Here is a 13689-nt window from a genome sequence, read left to right on the forward strand (position 1 = left end):
AAAATGCTCATCTACAGCAAAGTTATTATTTTATCGTGCAAAGTATATTGCGGAGGAAGTGCTAAAGACAAATCCTGAACTTCCACGGGCGCATTTTGAATTAGGAAGGGCCCTTGGTCGTTTGGCTCTTCTAAGTAATCCGGTTAAAAAGATTTTTTTGGCTTTTAAGTCAAAAAGAAGATTTGAAATGGCAATTCGTTTAGATCCCAAATTTGCACATGCTCACTATGCTCTAGGTATGTGGTATCTTTCCATTCCAAAGATGTTTGGTGGGGATCCGAAAAAGGCTTTGGCCCAATATCAGCTAGCAATGCAATTGAATCCAGAGGAAATCTTTTTATATATGGGACTTGGACAATGTCAATTAAAACTTAACTTGATTGAAGATGCAAGAAAAACTTTCCTGCGTGTTCTTGAATTGCCTTCAATTTGTCCTGAGGATGACAGAAGAAAGCTAGAAGCTATGGTACAGTTATTAAGAATTGAGCCTTACACAAAATTTGAAAGAGGGTTGATATATTCATGTTTTACTGGCTTGCAAAATGGGTGACTAGTCACCCAAAGAAAATTATATTCTTTTGGATTCTTTGTTTATTGTCATCTATTAGCTTTGCACTCAAATTACCGAACGTGTTGACCGCTGGAGGGTTTAATGATCCAAAGAGTGAATCAATGAAGGCTCAAAAAATCCTCGAGGAAAATTTTAGTAACCAGTATCCACAGCAATTACTCATTGTAATTAAGAGCAGTCGGTACACTGTCGATGACCCCAATTACGAAACAGCTGTAAAACGGATTGTGAGTGTCGTACGTCAGAACTCAAAGATAGAAAATATTGAAAGCTATTACGATCATAAAAATGATGCTTTTATAGGGAAAGATAAGCACAATACATTCCTAGTCCTTGGACTAAATATGAGTGAAGATGAAGCCGCTAACTTTGTTCCAGTATTAAGTAGACAACTAAAAGAGAAAGTAACGGGGTTAGATGACTACCAATGGTGGGTTACTGGCGGACCAGCGTTAAGTTATGCACTGAACGATGCAACGAAAAAAGATTTGTCTTTTGCTGAAATGATTGCATTTCCTGTAATGATTGTTATCTTATTACTGGTTTTCCGAACAGTAGCTTCTACTGTACTTCCGCTGTTGATGTCCGCGTTTGCGCTAGTGATTACGATGGCAATTGCGTATTTCTTTGCGAAAGATTATACGATGAATATACTTCTTCAAAATGCAGTGAGTATGATCGGATTAGGAGTAATTGTAGATTATGCATTGTTTATCATTAGCCGTTATCGTCAGGAGTTAGAACATCACAGTACTGTTGAAGCGGTGCAGCGAGCTATCGTTTCAGCTGGACGATCTGTTTTTTTCTCTGGAGCTACTGTTGCTATATCGCTTTCTTCATTGTTTTTGCCAAACATCATGATTTTTAACTCCATTGCACTTGGCGGTGTAATCGTGGTCACAATGGCAGTACTGGTGGCAATTACACTTTTGCCAGCTCTTCTAACTCTTATGGGACCACGTATTCATTGGGGAAGAATACCATTATTTAAAGAACGTAAGCCTTCTAAATATTGGGAGAAAATTGCTGTACTCTTAATGAAACGTCCTGTTATTTTTTTAATTCCAAGTTTCATATTACTAAGTTTCATGGCCTATCCATCTTACAAGTTAAATATGCAGGTTCCTGTTGCTTCTGCTTCAATTCTTCCGGAACAAGATTCTGCTAGAAAAGGATTTGAAGTGTTAGCGGGGGACTTCGGTCAAGGAAATGTGTTTCCGATTCAAGTGGTCTTGAAGGCCAAGCATGGTACAGTACTATCAGATGATAATTTAAAAGCAATTGATCAGATTACGAACGATATTCAAAATTTCAATAATGTAGATAAAGTTGTTTCGTTAACAAACTGGAATATGGAATGGAAATTATCGAATTATCAACAGGCTTATAAAGCTTATGACAAACTTCCGGATTTCGTTAAAGACCAATTAAATAAACTGACTAATCATGATCGGGGGCATACAACGACGATATTGTTGGTATCACCGAAAACAGATGCTGACAGTAAAGCATCGCGCGAATTAGTTAGAAAAATACGGAATCTCTTAAAAGGAAATTCGACAAAAAATTTTGAATCTTATGTTGGAGGTCAATCAGCAATTGGAGTAGATTTTGATCAACGAATTTTCAACAATTTACCTATGATTATCGTTACGGTTTTTGTAATTTCTTTCGTGGTTTTGATAGTGTCTTTCCGATCAATTCTCCTTCCAGTAAAAGCGTTGGTATTAAACTCTCTCGTTACACTGGCTAGTATAGGAATGTTAGTAGCTGTTTTCCAACAGGGCAACTTCCGAGGAGCAATTAATTCTATTACTCCTGTTGTATTGTTTGCCGTTTTATTTGGTCTGTCTATGGATTATGAAGTTCTTATTATTAACCGAATTCGGGAGCTGAAAGACGAAGGGATTCCTACTATAGAAAGTATTGTAAAAGGTATTTCCGAAACCGCTGGTCTTGTTAATGGAGCAGCTGCCATTATGATTGCAGTGTTCGGTGCATTTGCTATGGTGAAAGTTGAAGTTGTTAAAGAACTGGGATTTGGTTTGGCAGTAGCTATTCTTTTAGATGCGACTGTAATTCGTTCCGTTCTAGTTCCTGCCATAATGAGAGTACTTGGCGAAGCGAATTGGTGGTTACCGTTCCGCTTTGCCGTCCCGATTCATAACCGAAAAAATGTAGAAACTGAGGAGGGATTATCTTGATCTACGCAATTGGATTTCCTAATTTTCAAGGTATAACATCAATTGAGACTGACAACCTAGAAGAAACTGAAAAAGTAGTCCAAGAAATCAGAAAAAATGGTGGGAGGGCGGAGTTGTTCCAAGCAGATGTTTCAAAAGAAACAGAGGCAGAAGCATTAATTGACTTTACTTGCGATAAATCCGGGCGAATCGACATATTGGTTAATAATGCGGGGGTTACAAAAGATGGACTTTTAATTAATATGTCCGTTGATGATTGGAACTATGTTATTTAATCTATGCTGTCGGCTTGGTACGCCTATTGGTTTTATAAAGGGTGGCTGCCGCTGACTGAGCGGTTTCATTTTTTAGATACGTTTAACTTCGCCCGCTTCCATTTTTTGCGTCCGCTCATCATATATGTGCAGTTTGCGCTTGCAATAAAAAACAGCGGCTTCCTCATTGGCAGTGGAAGCCGCTAGATGACGAGCCTAGAAGGCCGGTAAAAAAACCGCTGTCACACACGATTCGGCGGTATTTTCATTCAGAAAAGAAAGCTGATTATTCTAGGTTTATCCAATTGAGAAACAGATGGAATCAGCAGTATTTTGCACGAAATCACCAGCCTTCTAGCTGTGGGACTGATCCAACCGCACAAGCTGCCGGTCGTGCCACTTTGCGAGCAACCATAGAGCCACCAGCGTCCCGCTCAATGTACATAGCATATCCCATTGCGTGTCCCAAATGTCGCCTTGCGTGCCCAAAAAGTCTTTTGATGCCTTTCCCCCTTTGGAGATCATGGACACGAGCCATTCGATGATTTCATACAGGGCAGCGATGGCGAGCGACATGCTTGTGACGATCGTGAAAAGCCAAGCGCCGCGCGGCAGCAGGGTTTTCCGCAGCACGATCTCCCTTAGGACGATGGCGAACGTCCCCTTGAGGAAATGACCAAACCGATCGTAATGGTTGCGTTCGAAATGGAACGCCTCTTTGATCCAGTTGAAAAAGGGAACTTTGGAGTAAATGTAATGGCCGCCGATCAACATGAGGATCGCCAGCATGGCGATGATGACATATGACATCGTTGTCAGCGGAAAACGCCGGTATAGAGCGATCACCATCGCAAGCCCAATCAGCGCTGGGGCGACTTCAAGCGCCCAGACTGCATAGCTAGCCGGGCGAATGGCCGACCAGACAAACACGGCGGCGACAATCAGCAATAACCATCGATGCACGCGAGTCTGCCTTGCCTGCTCCACTTGTTTTCCTCCTTGGAACAGCGAGATTTGTCTATGGTCATTATTCGGAAAAACGCGGATTTTATACAAATCATTTTTCGAGAGTGGGTGATTGAAGGGAGAACGCCGCTTCATGGCACTATTTCTCAAATAGAAAACCCTTGCAGAAAGGTTAGAACACGACGGGAAGGCGAGGGTGCGGACTATTTCTTAAATAGAAAACCCTTGCAGCATCCGTTCTGCTTTCCACACGTTCGCTCATCGATCAAGGGAAACAGTTGGTTTTCACCGACCTTTTCGAGCGCCTGATGAAAACAGCGGAGTTTTCAAACGGTGATCAGAACTAGAAAGAAGGCGGAGAAGAGGCCAGCGAGGTAAGACAGGAGGTTCAGGTAGGGAAACATTCCTAATTTGCATTGAAGATACGAATGTATATTCGTATTTTCCGGATTTGATGGTATAATGAAACATGCATAGCCAGATGCAGGGTGGGCAGTGGCCACTCCCTGAATGAAAGGGGGTGGTGCTGATGGTGACGATTGCCGATGCGCTGACGCTTATGATTGCGTTTGCGTCGCTCGTCGTTGCGGTGATCGCCGTCGCAAAAGACAAAAAGTAACCCACCCTGCTAGGCCGAGGCGAGGGTAGGTTACGATGCCCGAAGCTTGGGCCACTGCGCTTCTTGCAGCGGCTGTGCATGCAGGGCATTGGTGGCCGCCAGTGCCCTGCTTTATTGTACGTTTCCGTTTCTTTTATTATACGCGCACAACGAAGGTGATGACAAGAACTTTCCAAAACGAGACGGCGCATATCGAAAAGAGGAAAAATGGTGTTGACTCTTTCGGTTTTTTATAGTAAATTTCATATTGTCGTTCCGATGCTCAAAGCATGAAAGAAAAAAGAGCAAAAAAACTTGACAAATATTTTGATTGGTTTATAATAAATATCGTCGCCATTGCCTAGTGGTGATAGCGGAGGGGAAACACCCGTTCCCATCCCGAACACGGAAGTTAAGCCCTCCAGCGCCGATGGTAGTTGGGGCCAGCGCCCCTGCAAGAGTAGGTCGCTGCTAGGCAATGCTGTGGAGTATTAGCTCAGCGGGAGAGCACCACGTTGACAGCGTGGGGGTCACTGGTTCGATCCCAGTATACTCCACCATCATGGGGCGTTAGTTCAGGGGGAGAACGCTTCGCTGGCAGCGAAGAGGTCAGGGGTTCAAATCCCCTACGCTCCATTTCCATGCGGTCGTGGCGGAATGGCAGACGCGCTAGGTTGAGGGCCTAGTGGGGGCGACCCCGTGGAGGTTCAAGTCCTCTCGACCGCATCGCTCCAAACAGTTACGGAGGAGTACCCAAGTCTGGCTGAAGGGGTCGGTTTCGAAAACCGATAGGGGTGTCACAGCCCGCGGGGGTTCGAATCCCTCCTCCTCCGCCATATAAAGTCGCATATTGTGCCGACTTCGCTCAATTGGTAGAGACGAGCATCGGCTTCATCGAATTAACTGCGAGTTGCCTCGACGCATTCGTCTTCCTTGAATAAGCGAGTAGAGGAAGAGGCACAAGCTTAACAACGAGTCAGCTTCTTGATCTATATTGTGCCGACTTAGCTCAATTGGTAGAGCAACTGAATCGTAATCAGTAGGTTGCGGGTTCAAGTCCTGCAGTCGGCATCGTCATTATGGAGGGGTAGCGAAGTGGCTAAACGCGGCGGACTGTAAATCCGCTCCCTTTGGGTTCGGCGGTTCGAATCCGTCCCCCTCCATTTTTATTCCCCATAAACGGGCCTATAGCTCAGCTGGTCAGAGCGCACGCCTGATAAGCGTGAGGTCGGTGGTTCAAGTCCACTTAGGCCCATCCGATATGAAAGACGGCAAGGGCGATCCTTGCCGTCTTTTTTCGTGAAAATCCCGCGTCCGTGAGTAGAGATTTTCATGCCTGGTTGGACGGGAAAGCGTTGCCCATGAATCTTTCTGTGAAAATGCGCCGCCTTGCATCGTCATGTTCATGCTAGGAGAGCTAGGCTTGCTCATGAACGGTTGCGGTGAGTCATGCGCGGCAGCGGGGGGTTCATGGCTTGAGGGAGAGGAATATCTCTCTGCGGCTGTTTTCTGTAAGCGATTTGACCGTCTGTTGGCGGGAGAAATAGGGAAAACCTCCCCGCTTTAGTCGCTCGCTCGACATGACCCGCCAAATAATGGTACTATAAAGGAAAGAGGAAAGGAGGAAAACGGCATGAGCATTTTGAAAAAAGGTTTGGCGTTCGGGCTTGGGCTTGCGATCGCTAGCAAAGAACAAGCGGAAAAGATCATTGATGAGCTGGTCAAAAAAGGGGAGTTGTCGCTTGACGAATCGAAGGAAGTGATCGATCAATGGAAACAGCAGACGGAGGCGCGGAAAACGGAAGTGCAGCGGCTTGTGCGCGAGCAAATCAAGCAGGTCATCGATAAACTGGACTTGGCGACAAAAGAAGACGTGCGGCAGCTCGAGGAGCGGATCCGCCGCCTTGAAGAAAAGGAACAAAGCGGGCAGTAAACCGATGCGGCCTGCCCGCTCGTTTTTTGCCGCCTTAGGAGAGATGTTCGGATGATCGGAAAACGAATGCGCCATATCGGAAGGTATCACGAGATCGCCGTCGCCTTGCTTCGGCACGGATTCGGGATGATCGTCGATGAACTCGGCTTTTCTTCGTTTCTTTCGCTGCCGCCGCGATGGAGAGCGGAGCAAGGAAAAACGGTCGCGGAGCGGCTCCGTCTTGTGCTTGAGGAGCTCGGACCGACGTTCGTGAAACTCGGGCAAATTGCCAGCACACGGCCGGATTTGATTCCCGCTCCGATCATCAGCGAGCTCGAAAAGCTGCAAGACCAAGTTCCGCCGTTTCCGTTTTCGGAGGTGCGCCGAATTGTGGAAACCGAGTTAGGCGATTCGCTGGAGAAGCTTTTTCGGTCATTTGCGGAAATCCCGCTCGCTGCCGCTTCGCTCGGGCAAGTGCATCAGGCCGTTCTCCCTTCCGGACAGGCCGTTGTGGTGAAAGTGCAGCGCCCACGGATTGCCGCGCAGATGGAGACGGACTTGGACATTTTACAAGATTTGGCCTTGTTGGCGGAACGGCGGCTCGAGTGGGCGGCATCTTACCGGCTGTCTGAGATCGTCGATGAGTTAACGAAATCGCTGCGGTTGGAGCTCGATTATACAGTCGAGGCGCGCCATGCCGAAACGTTTGCCCATCTATTTGCCGATGATCCGTCGCTGTATGTCCCGGGCGTTTTTTGGGAATATACAACGAAAAGGGTATTGACGATGGAATACATCGACGGCGTGAAGCTCGGGGAAATCGAGCGGCTGAAAGAGAGCGGCTATTCGTTACAAACGCTGGCCGAGCGCTTGGCTGCTTCCATGCTGAAGCAAATGTTCGAACATGGGTTTTTTCATGGCGATCCCCATCCCGGGAATGTGTTTGTGCTTCCCGGCGGCGTGCTAGCTTTTATTGATTTCGGCTTAATGGGGCGCCTCCGCCCCAATGTCAAGCATCACCTTTCCACGCTTGTCATCGCCTTGATGCGGCAAAACACAGATGGGGTGTTGAACGCGATTTATGGGCTGGGGCTTGTTCCGGATGAGGTGGATGAAGGAACATTGCGCGATGATATCGATGAGCTGCGGGAAAAATATTATCGCGTGCCGCTTAGTGACATCAGTCTCGGGGAAGCCGTTGAGGATTTGCTTACCGTGGCGTTTCGCCACGGCATTTGCATTCCAAGCGACTTGACGCTGTTAGGGAAAGCGCTGTTGACGGTCGAAGGGGTTGTGGAGATGCTCGATCCGCAGTTTCGCATCATCGATGTGGCCGAACCGTTTGGGAGAAAGTTGCTGAAAGAGCGGCTTCGACCTGATCGCGTAGTGGAAACGGCATGGAAACGGATTTTCGACTACGGCAAATGGCTGCTTCGCTTGCCGGACAGCGTAAAGGGATGGACGAAAATGATGCGGCACGGCAAGCTGCGGCTGGAGATCACGGCGCCTGATTTGGAAACGCTGCTGCGAAAGCTCGATCAGATGGCGAACCGGCTGTCGTTCAGCATCGTTCTTCTTTCGCTGAGCATCGTCCTTGCCGGGCTGATGATCGCTTCCTCGCTCGGGCGGCCGTCGACGCTGCTATGGAACATTCCTGCTGTTGAAATCGGATTGGGGGCGGCCGCTTTTCTATTTGGTTGGCTGCTTTATTCCATTTTTCGGTCGGGGAGATTTTAGCGTTTGTTGCCGGCTGCGTTCTTCCTTTTGCGCCGAGAAGGCCGGCGCTCCTACACGTGAAAAGGACGTTCATAAGAGAGCGGGAACCCCCGCTTCTTTCGATGTAGGATGAAAGCGAGCGCAACGATCGAACCCGATGGGACGGGGGCGTTGTCCGAACCGGAAATGGATGAGGGTGCGAACGCACCAACAATCCCCCGCTTTTTGGCGTGTGGAATGTCAAGCGGCTTTGGAAAACGAAAGCGGAAGACATCGTGGAGCCGGCTTTTCTGTCGATGTTTGGGCGGCACTGGCAGTGTTCATGGCTCTGCATGCCACTGGGAGGGAGCACCCAACGGCGATTTTTCGCTTCATTGATTAGAAGTTAGAAGGATTTTTCGTTACCCATCGCGAAACTAGTACAGCAAGAAGGAGAATCAAGGAAGGAGAGAACCCGGATGTCCATTGTCAACCCGAGCCGGGAGGAAATCGGCGCGATTTTGCGCAAGGCGAAACGGATCGCCGTGGTCGGTTTGTCCAACAATCCGGAGCGCGAGTCGTATATGGTGGCGAAAGCGATGAAAGACGCTGGCTACGAAATCATTCCGGTCAACCCGATGATCGACGAGTGGGAAGGCATTCCGGCGGTCGATCGATTGACCGATATTGACGGCCATGTCGACATTGTCGATGTGTTCCGCCGCTCTGAGCATTTGCCCGAGCTGGCTCGCGAGTTTGTGCAAATCGACGCGGACGTGTTTTGGGCGCAGCTTGGCGTCGTCAACGAAGAGGCGTATCGGTTTTTGAAAGAAAAAGGCTACACGGTCATTATGGACCGTTGCATTAAAGTGGAACACGCGCTCACCAGACGTGCTTGATCGATGAAACGGCCATCTTGTTCAAGATGGTCCTTTCGTTTTTTTCGTGCGTTTGTCTGATTTTGTCGGACCGCGTCAAAAGACGATGGACAGCCGGGCATTTTATGGTACAATAAAACAGAAACAGATGTTCTTGTTTTGGGTAGGAAGGGGTGGCGTTGTGGCAAAACAATCGGTGTATGAATATAACGAAGAGGCCATTCAAGTGTTGGAAGGACTTGAGGCGGTCAGGAAGCGGCCGGGGATGTACATCGGCAGCACGGACAGCCGCGGCTTGCATCATCTAGTGTATGAAATTGTTGACAATTCGGTCGATGAAGCGCTGGTCGGATACGGAAACTACATTTTCGTGCAAATACATAAAGACAACAGCATCACGGTTTTGGACGAAGGGCGCGGCATGCCCGTCGGAATGCACAAGCTTGGCAAGCCGACGCCGGAAGTGATTTTGACGGTGCTTCACGCCGGCGGCAAGTTCGGCCAAGGGGGGTATAAGACGAGCGGCGGTTTGCACGGAGTTGGGGCGTCGGTCGTCAACGCCTTGTCCGAATGGCTGGTCGTTACGATCCACCGCGATGGTTTCATCTACCAGCAGCGGTTTGAAAACGGCGGCAAGCCGGTGACGACGCTTGAAAAAATCGGGACAACAAACAAAACCGGGACGATCATCCAGTTCAAGCCGGACCCAACGATTTTCAGCACGACGGTGTTTGATTACGAAACGTTGAGCGAACGGCTGCGCGAATCAGCGTTTTTGTTAAAAGGGCTGAAAATCGAGCTCGTCGACGAACGAACCGGCATGCGCGAAGTGTTTCATTACGAAAACGGGATTGAAGCGTTTGTTGCGTACTTGAATGAGGAAAAAGATGTGCTCCATCCTGTCGTCTATTTTGCCGGCGAACAAAACGGCATCGAGGTGGAGTTTGCGTTCCAGTTTCATGATGGCTATTCGGAACAAGTGCTGTCGTTTGTCAACAACGTGCGCACGAAAGACGGCGGCACGCACGAGGCGGGGGCGAAAACAGCGATGACCCGCGTCTTTAATGAATACGCCCGCCGTGTCGGTTTGCTTAAGGAAAAAGATAAAAATTTGGAAGGAACCGATATTCGTGAAGGATTGTCGGCGATTGTTTCCGTGCGCATTCCCGAGCAGTTGCTGCAGTTTGAGGGGCAAACGAAAGGCAAGCTCGGGACGAGCGAAGCGCGTTCCGCCGTCGATGCGGTCGTCTCCGAGCAGCTGACATACTTCCTGCAAGAAAACCCGGACATCAGCGCGATGCTCGTGAAAAAAGCGATCCGGGCGTATCAGGCGCGCGAGGCGGCCCGCAAAGCGCGCGAGGAAGCGAGAAGCGGCAAAAAGCGGAAAGGGAAAGAGGCGGTGTTAAGCGGCAAGCTGACACCGGCGCAAGGGCGCAATCCGCTGAAAAATGAGCTGTACTTAGTCGAAGGGGATTCGGCGGGCGGCTCGGCGAAGCAAGGGCGCGACCGCCGCTTTCAGGCAGTGCTTCCGCTGCGCGGGAAAGTCATCAACACAGAAAAAGCGAAATTGGGCGACATTTTGAAAAACGAGGAAATCAATACGATCATCCACGCCATTGGCGGCGGCGTTGGGGCCGATTTTTCGCTAGAAGACGTCAACTACGACAAAGTGATCATTATGACCGATGCCGACACGGACGGCGCTCATATCCAAGTGCTGCTGCTCACGTTTTTTTACCGCTACATGCGTCCGCTCATTGAAGCGGGGAAAGTGTACATCGCCTTGCCGCCGCTTTACAAAATCAGCAAGAAAAGCGGCAAAAAAGAAACGGTCGAGTACGCTTGGACCGATGAGCAGCTGCGCGAGATCACGAAAAAAATGGGCCGCGGCTACACGATTCAGCGCTACAAAGGGCTTGGCGAAATGAACGCCGATCAATTGTGGGAAACGACGATGAATCCCGAGACGCGCACGTTGATCCGCGTCCGCATTGAAGACGCCGCCCGCGCCGAACGGCGGGTGACGACGCTCATGGGCGACAAAGTGGAGCCGCGCCGCAAATGGATCGAAACGCACGTCGCCTTCGGGCTTGAGGAAGAGCCGGGCTGGATCGGCTGATGGCGGCGTAAAGCCGCCTTTTTGACGCTGAGGTTCGTTCGGAAAGGAGAATGATGATGGCAGAACGATTGTTGGAATTGCCTTTAGAAGATGTGTTGGGCGACCGTTTCGGACGCTACAGCAAATACATTATCCAAGACCGGGCGCTGCCCGATGTGCGCGATGGGCTGAAGCCGGTGCAGCGCCGCATTTTGTATGCGATGTACATCGATGGCAACACGGCGGACAAGCCGTTTCGCAAGGCGGCGAAAACGGTCGGAAACGTGATCGGCAACTTTCATCCGCACGGCGATTCATCGGTGTATGAAGCGATGGTGCGGATGAGCCAAGAGTGGAAGCTGCGCAACGTGCTTATTGAAATGCACGGCAACAACGGCAGCATCGACGGCGACCCGCCGGCGGCGATGCGCTACACGGAAGCGCGCCTGTCGGCGATGGCCGCCGAGCTGCTTTGCGATATCGACAAGGAGACGGTGCCGTTCGTTCCGAACTTTGATGATACCGTAAAGGAGCCGACCGTCCTGCCGGCGATGTTTCCCAATTTGCTCGTCAACGGCTCGACCGGAATTTCGGCGGGCTACGCGACCGACATTCCGCCGCATGCGCTTGGCGAGGTGATTGACGCTGTTCTAATGCGGATCGACCGTCCCGATTGCACGGTGGATGAGCTGATGACCGTGCTTCCCGGCCCCGATTTTCCGACCGGCGGCATCATCCAAGGGAAAGACGGGATTCGCAAAGCATATGAGACCGGGCGCGGAAAAATCATCATCCGCGCGAAAGCGGCCATCGAACAGGCGAGAGGGGGAAAACAACAGATCGTCATCACCGAGCTCCCGTATGAGGTCAACAAAGCCTATTTGGTGAAAAAAATCGACGAGCTCCGCCTCGACAAAAAGCTGGACGGCATCGCCGATGTCCGCGATGAGACGGATCGGAACGGGCTGTCGATCGTCATCGAATTGAAAAAAGACGCCGATGCGGAAGCGATTCTCAACTATTTGTACAAAAACACCGACTTGCAGGTGCCATACAATTTTAACATGGTGGCGATCCACGAGCGGCGGCCGAAGCTGATGAGCTTGCCCGAACTATTGGATGCCTACATCGCGCACCGGAAAGAGGTCGTCACAAACCGCTCCCATTTTGAGCTGAAAAAGGCGAACGAGCGCAAGCACATCGTTGACGGTTTGATTCGGGCGCTTTCCATTTTGGATGAGGTGATCGCGACGATTCGCGCTGCAAGCGACAAGCGCGATGCCAAAGACCAGCTGATGGCTCATTACGGATTCACTGAAGCGCAAGCCGAAGCGATCGTGACGCTCCAGCTGTACCGGTTGACGAACACCGACATTACGGCGCTGCGTCAAGAAGCGGAAGAACTGGAGCGAGCGATTGCGGAACTTACGGCGATTCTCGCCGATGAAAAGAAGCTGCTTAGCGTCATCAAAAAAGAGCTGAAGGCGATGAAAAAGCGATACGCCGATGAGCGGCGAACGGTCATTGAAGAGGAAATCGAGGAGCTGAAGGTGAACGTCGAAGCGCTCATTCCGGCCGAAGACGTGATCGTCACAGTGACGAAAGAAGGATATGTGAAGCGGACGAGTTATCGTTCCTACAGCGCCTCCAACGGCCAGGATATCGGCATGAAGGAAACGGATCGGCTGCTTGGCCAACTGGAGATGAATACGACCGATGTGCTCTTGCTTTTCACCCGCCGCGGTTACTACTTATATTGCCCGGTGCACACGCTTCCGGACATTCGTTGGAAAGACGTCGGCCAGCATATTTCTCATCTCATTCCGCTTGAGCGCGATGACGAGCTGGTGGCGGCGGTGCCGGTATCTTCATTTGAAACGGCTGACCAGCTCGTGTTCGTGACCAAGCAAGGATTGGTGAAACGGACTGAGCTTGCTCAATATCAAGTGCAGCGCTACCATCGCCCGCTTGTCGCGGTCAACGTAAGAGAGGAGGACGAGGTCGTCGCCGTCTATCGGACGGATGGGCGCGGCCGTCTTTGGCTGGCGACGCACGGGGGGTATGCGCTTTTGTTTCCGGAAGAGGAGATCAGCCTAGTCGGTGTGCGGGCTGCGGGAGTGAAAGGCATTCAGTTGAAAGACGGGGATGTTGTCGTCGCCGCCTGCCCGTTTCCTCCTGATGGAAGCGGATGCCTTGTTGTCGTCACGCAGCGCGGGGCGGTCAAAAAGATGGCGCTTGCTGAGTTTGAGCCGTCATCGCGCGCCAAGCGCGGGATCAGCGTGATTCGTGAAGTGAAATCCAATCCGCATCGTGTCGTTGGCGCCGTTGTCGCTCGCGACGAGGAGCGAATCGGGTTGCGGACGGAAAAAGGGGTCGTCGAGATGGTGGAGGCCGCTTCGCTTCGCTTGTCCGACCGCTATGGCACCGGCTCATTTGTCATTGACATCGATGAAGCCGGGGCGGTCGTCGATGTGTGGAAAGAACCGCCGGCACGGATCAGCGAAGGGGGATAA

Annotated in this window: 10 protein-coding genes, 7 tRNA genes, 1 rRNA gene and 1 pseudogene; 18 read left to right on the forward strand and 1 reads right to left on the reverse strand. The window is 50.4% G+C overall.

Annotated features, from left to right (window positions below; all coding sequences use genetic code 11):
* Positions 1 to 58 precede the first annotated feature (58 nt).
* From NST29_RS09025 to NST29_RS09040, 4 genes and pseudogenes are all read left to right on the forward strand, one after another.
* Positions 59 to 550: a tetratricopeptide repeat protein gene (locus NST29_RS09025; protein ID WP_131385688.1), complete on the forward strand. Its 492-nt coding sequence runs from the start codon at positions 59 to 61 to the stop codon at positions 548 to 550.
* Positions 523 to 2775, forward strand: coding sequence for an MMPL family transporter (locus tag NST29_RS09030; protein WP_339232970.1), 2253 nt, complete (start codon positions 523 to 525; stop codon positions 2773 to 2775). Before NST29_RS09025 ends, NST29_RS09030 begins: the two co-directional genes overlap by 28 nt.
* On the forward strand, positions 2772 to 3050 hold the full coding sequence (locus NST29_RS09035) for an SDR family NAD(P)-dependent oxidoreductase (protein WP_033017628.1): 279 nt from the start codon (positions 2772 to 2774) through the stop codon (positions 3048 to 3050). Before NST29_RS09030 ends, NST29_RS09035 begins: the two co-directional genes overlap by 4 nt.
* Before the next feature lie 6 nt (positions 3051 to 3056).
* A pseudogene (locus tag NST29_RS09040) lies at positions 3057 to 3200 on the forward strand (DUF6044 family protein); the annotation flags it as partial.
* Between the two features lie 183 nt (positions 3201 to 3383).
* Here NST29_RS09040 and NST29_RS09045 read toward each other — a convergent pair.
* Complete coding sequence (locus NST29_RS09045) at positions 3384 to 4016, reverse strand: DUF2238 domain-containing protein (RefSeq protein WP_061912254.1); 633 nt, start codon at positions 4014 to 4016, stop codon at positions 3384 to 3386.
* Positions 4017 to 4524: 508 nt separating this feature from the next.
* On the opposite strand from NST29_RS09045, the gene NST29_RS09050 reads away from it, so the two are divergent.
* From NST29_RS09050 to parC, 14 genes are all read left to right on the forward strand, one after another.
* On the forward strand, positions 4525 to 4614 hold the full coding sequence (locus NST29_RS09050; protein WP_223812045.1) for a putative holin-like toxin: 90 nt from the start codon (positions 4525 to 4527) through the stop codon (positions 4612 to 4614).
* Between the two features lie 339 nt (positions 4615 to 4953).
* A 5S ribosomal RNA gene (gene rrf / locus NST29_RS09055) occupies positions 4954 to 5070 on the forward strand.
* 8 nt (positions 5071 to 5078) lie between these two features.
* A tRNA-Val gene (locus NST29_RS09060) sits at positions 5079 to 5153 on the forward strand.
* A 4-nt stretch (positions 5154 to 5157) separates the two neighbouring features.
* A tRNA-Ala gene (locus NST29_RS09065) sits at positions 5158 to 5229 on the forward strand.
* Between the two features lie 7 nt (positions 5230 to 5236).
* Positions 5237 to 5319 (forward strand) — tRNA-Leu (locus tag NST29_RS09070).
* Positions 5320 to 5336: 17 nt separating this feature from the next.
* Positions 5337 to 5429, forward strand: a tRNA-Ser gene (locus NST29_RS09075).
* Between the two features lie 162 nt (positions 5430 to 5591).
* A tRNA-Thr gene (locus NST29_RS09080) sits at positions 5592 to 5664 on the forward strand.
* 10 nt (positions 5665 to 5674) lie between these two features.
* Positions 5675 to 5756, forward strand: a tRNA-Tyr gene (locus NST29_RS09085).
* Positions 5757 to 5774: 18 nt separating this feature from the next.
* Positions 5775 to 5848, forward strand: a tRNA-Ile gene (locus tag NST29_RS09090).
* Positions 5849 to 6226: 378 nt separating this feature from the next.
* Positions 6227 to 6526: an ATP synthase subunit B gene (locus NST29_RS09095; protein WP_031409465.1), complete on the forward strand. Its 300-nt coding sequence runs from the start codon at positions 6227 to 6229 to the stop codon at positions 6524 to 6526.
* Positions 6527 to 6577: 51 nt separating this feature from the next.
* Entirely contained in the window at positions 6578 to 8242 is a 1665-nt protein-coding gene (locus NST29_RS09100) for an AarF/ABC1/UbiB kinase family protein (protein ID WP_339232972.1), read from the forward strand.
* A gap of 437 nt (positions 8243 to 8679) precedes the next feature.
* Entirely contained in the window at positions 8680 to 9099 is a 420-nt protein-coding gene (locus NST29_RS09105; protein WP_033019880.1) for a CoA-binding protein, read from the forward strand.
* 160 nt (positions 9100 to 9259) lie between these two features.
* Positions 9260 to 11197 (forward strand): DNA topoisomerase IV subunit B, encoded by a 1938-nt coding sequence (gene parE / locus NST29_RS09110; RefSeq protein ID WP_339232065.1) that lies wholly within the window; start codon positions 9260 to 9262, stop codon positions 11195 to 11197.
* A gap of 56 nt (positions 11198 to 11253) precedes the next feature.
* A complete protein-coding gene (gene parC / locus NST29_RS09115) occupies positions 11254 to 13689 on the forward strand; it encodes a DNA topoisomerase IV subunit A (RefSeq protein ID WP_033019876.1) in 2436 nt (811 codons plus the stop codon).

This window comes from Geobacillus sp. FSL W8-0026 (assembly GCF_037966255.1).
Lineage (GTDB): Bacteria > Bacillota > Bacilli > Bacillales > Anoxybacillaceae > Geobacillus > Geobacillus icigianus.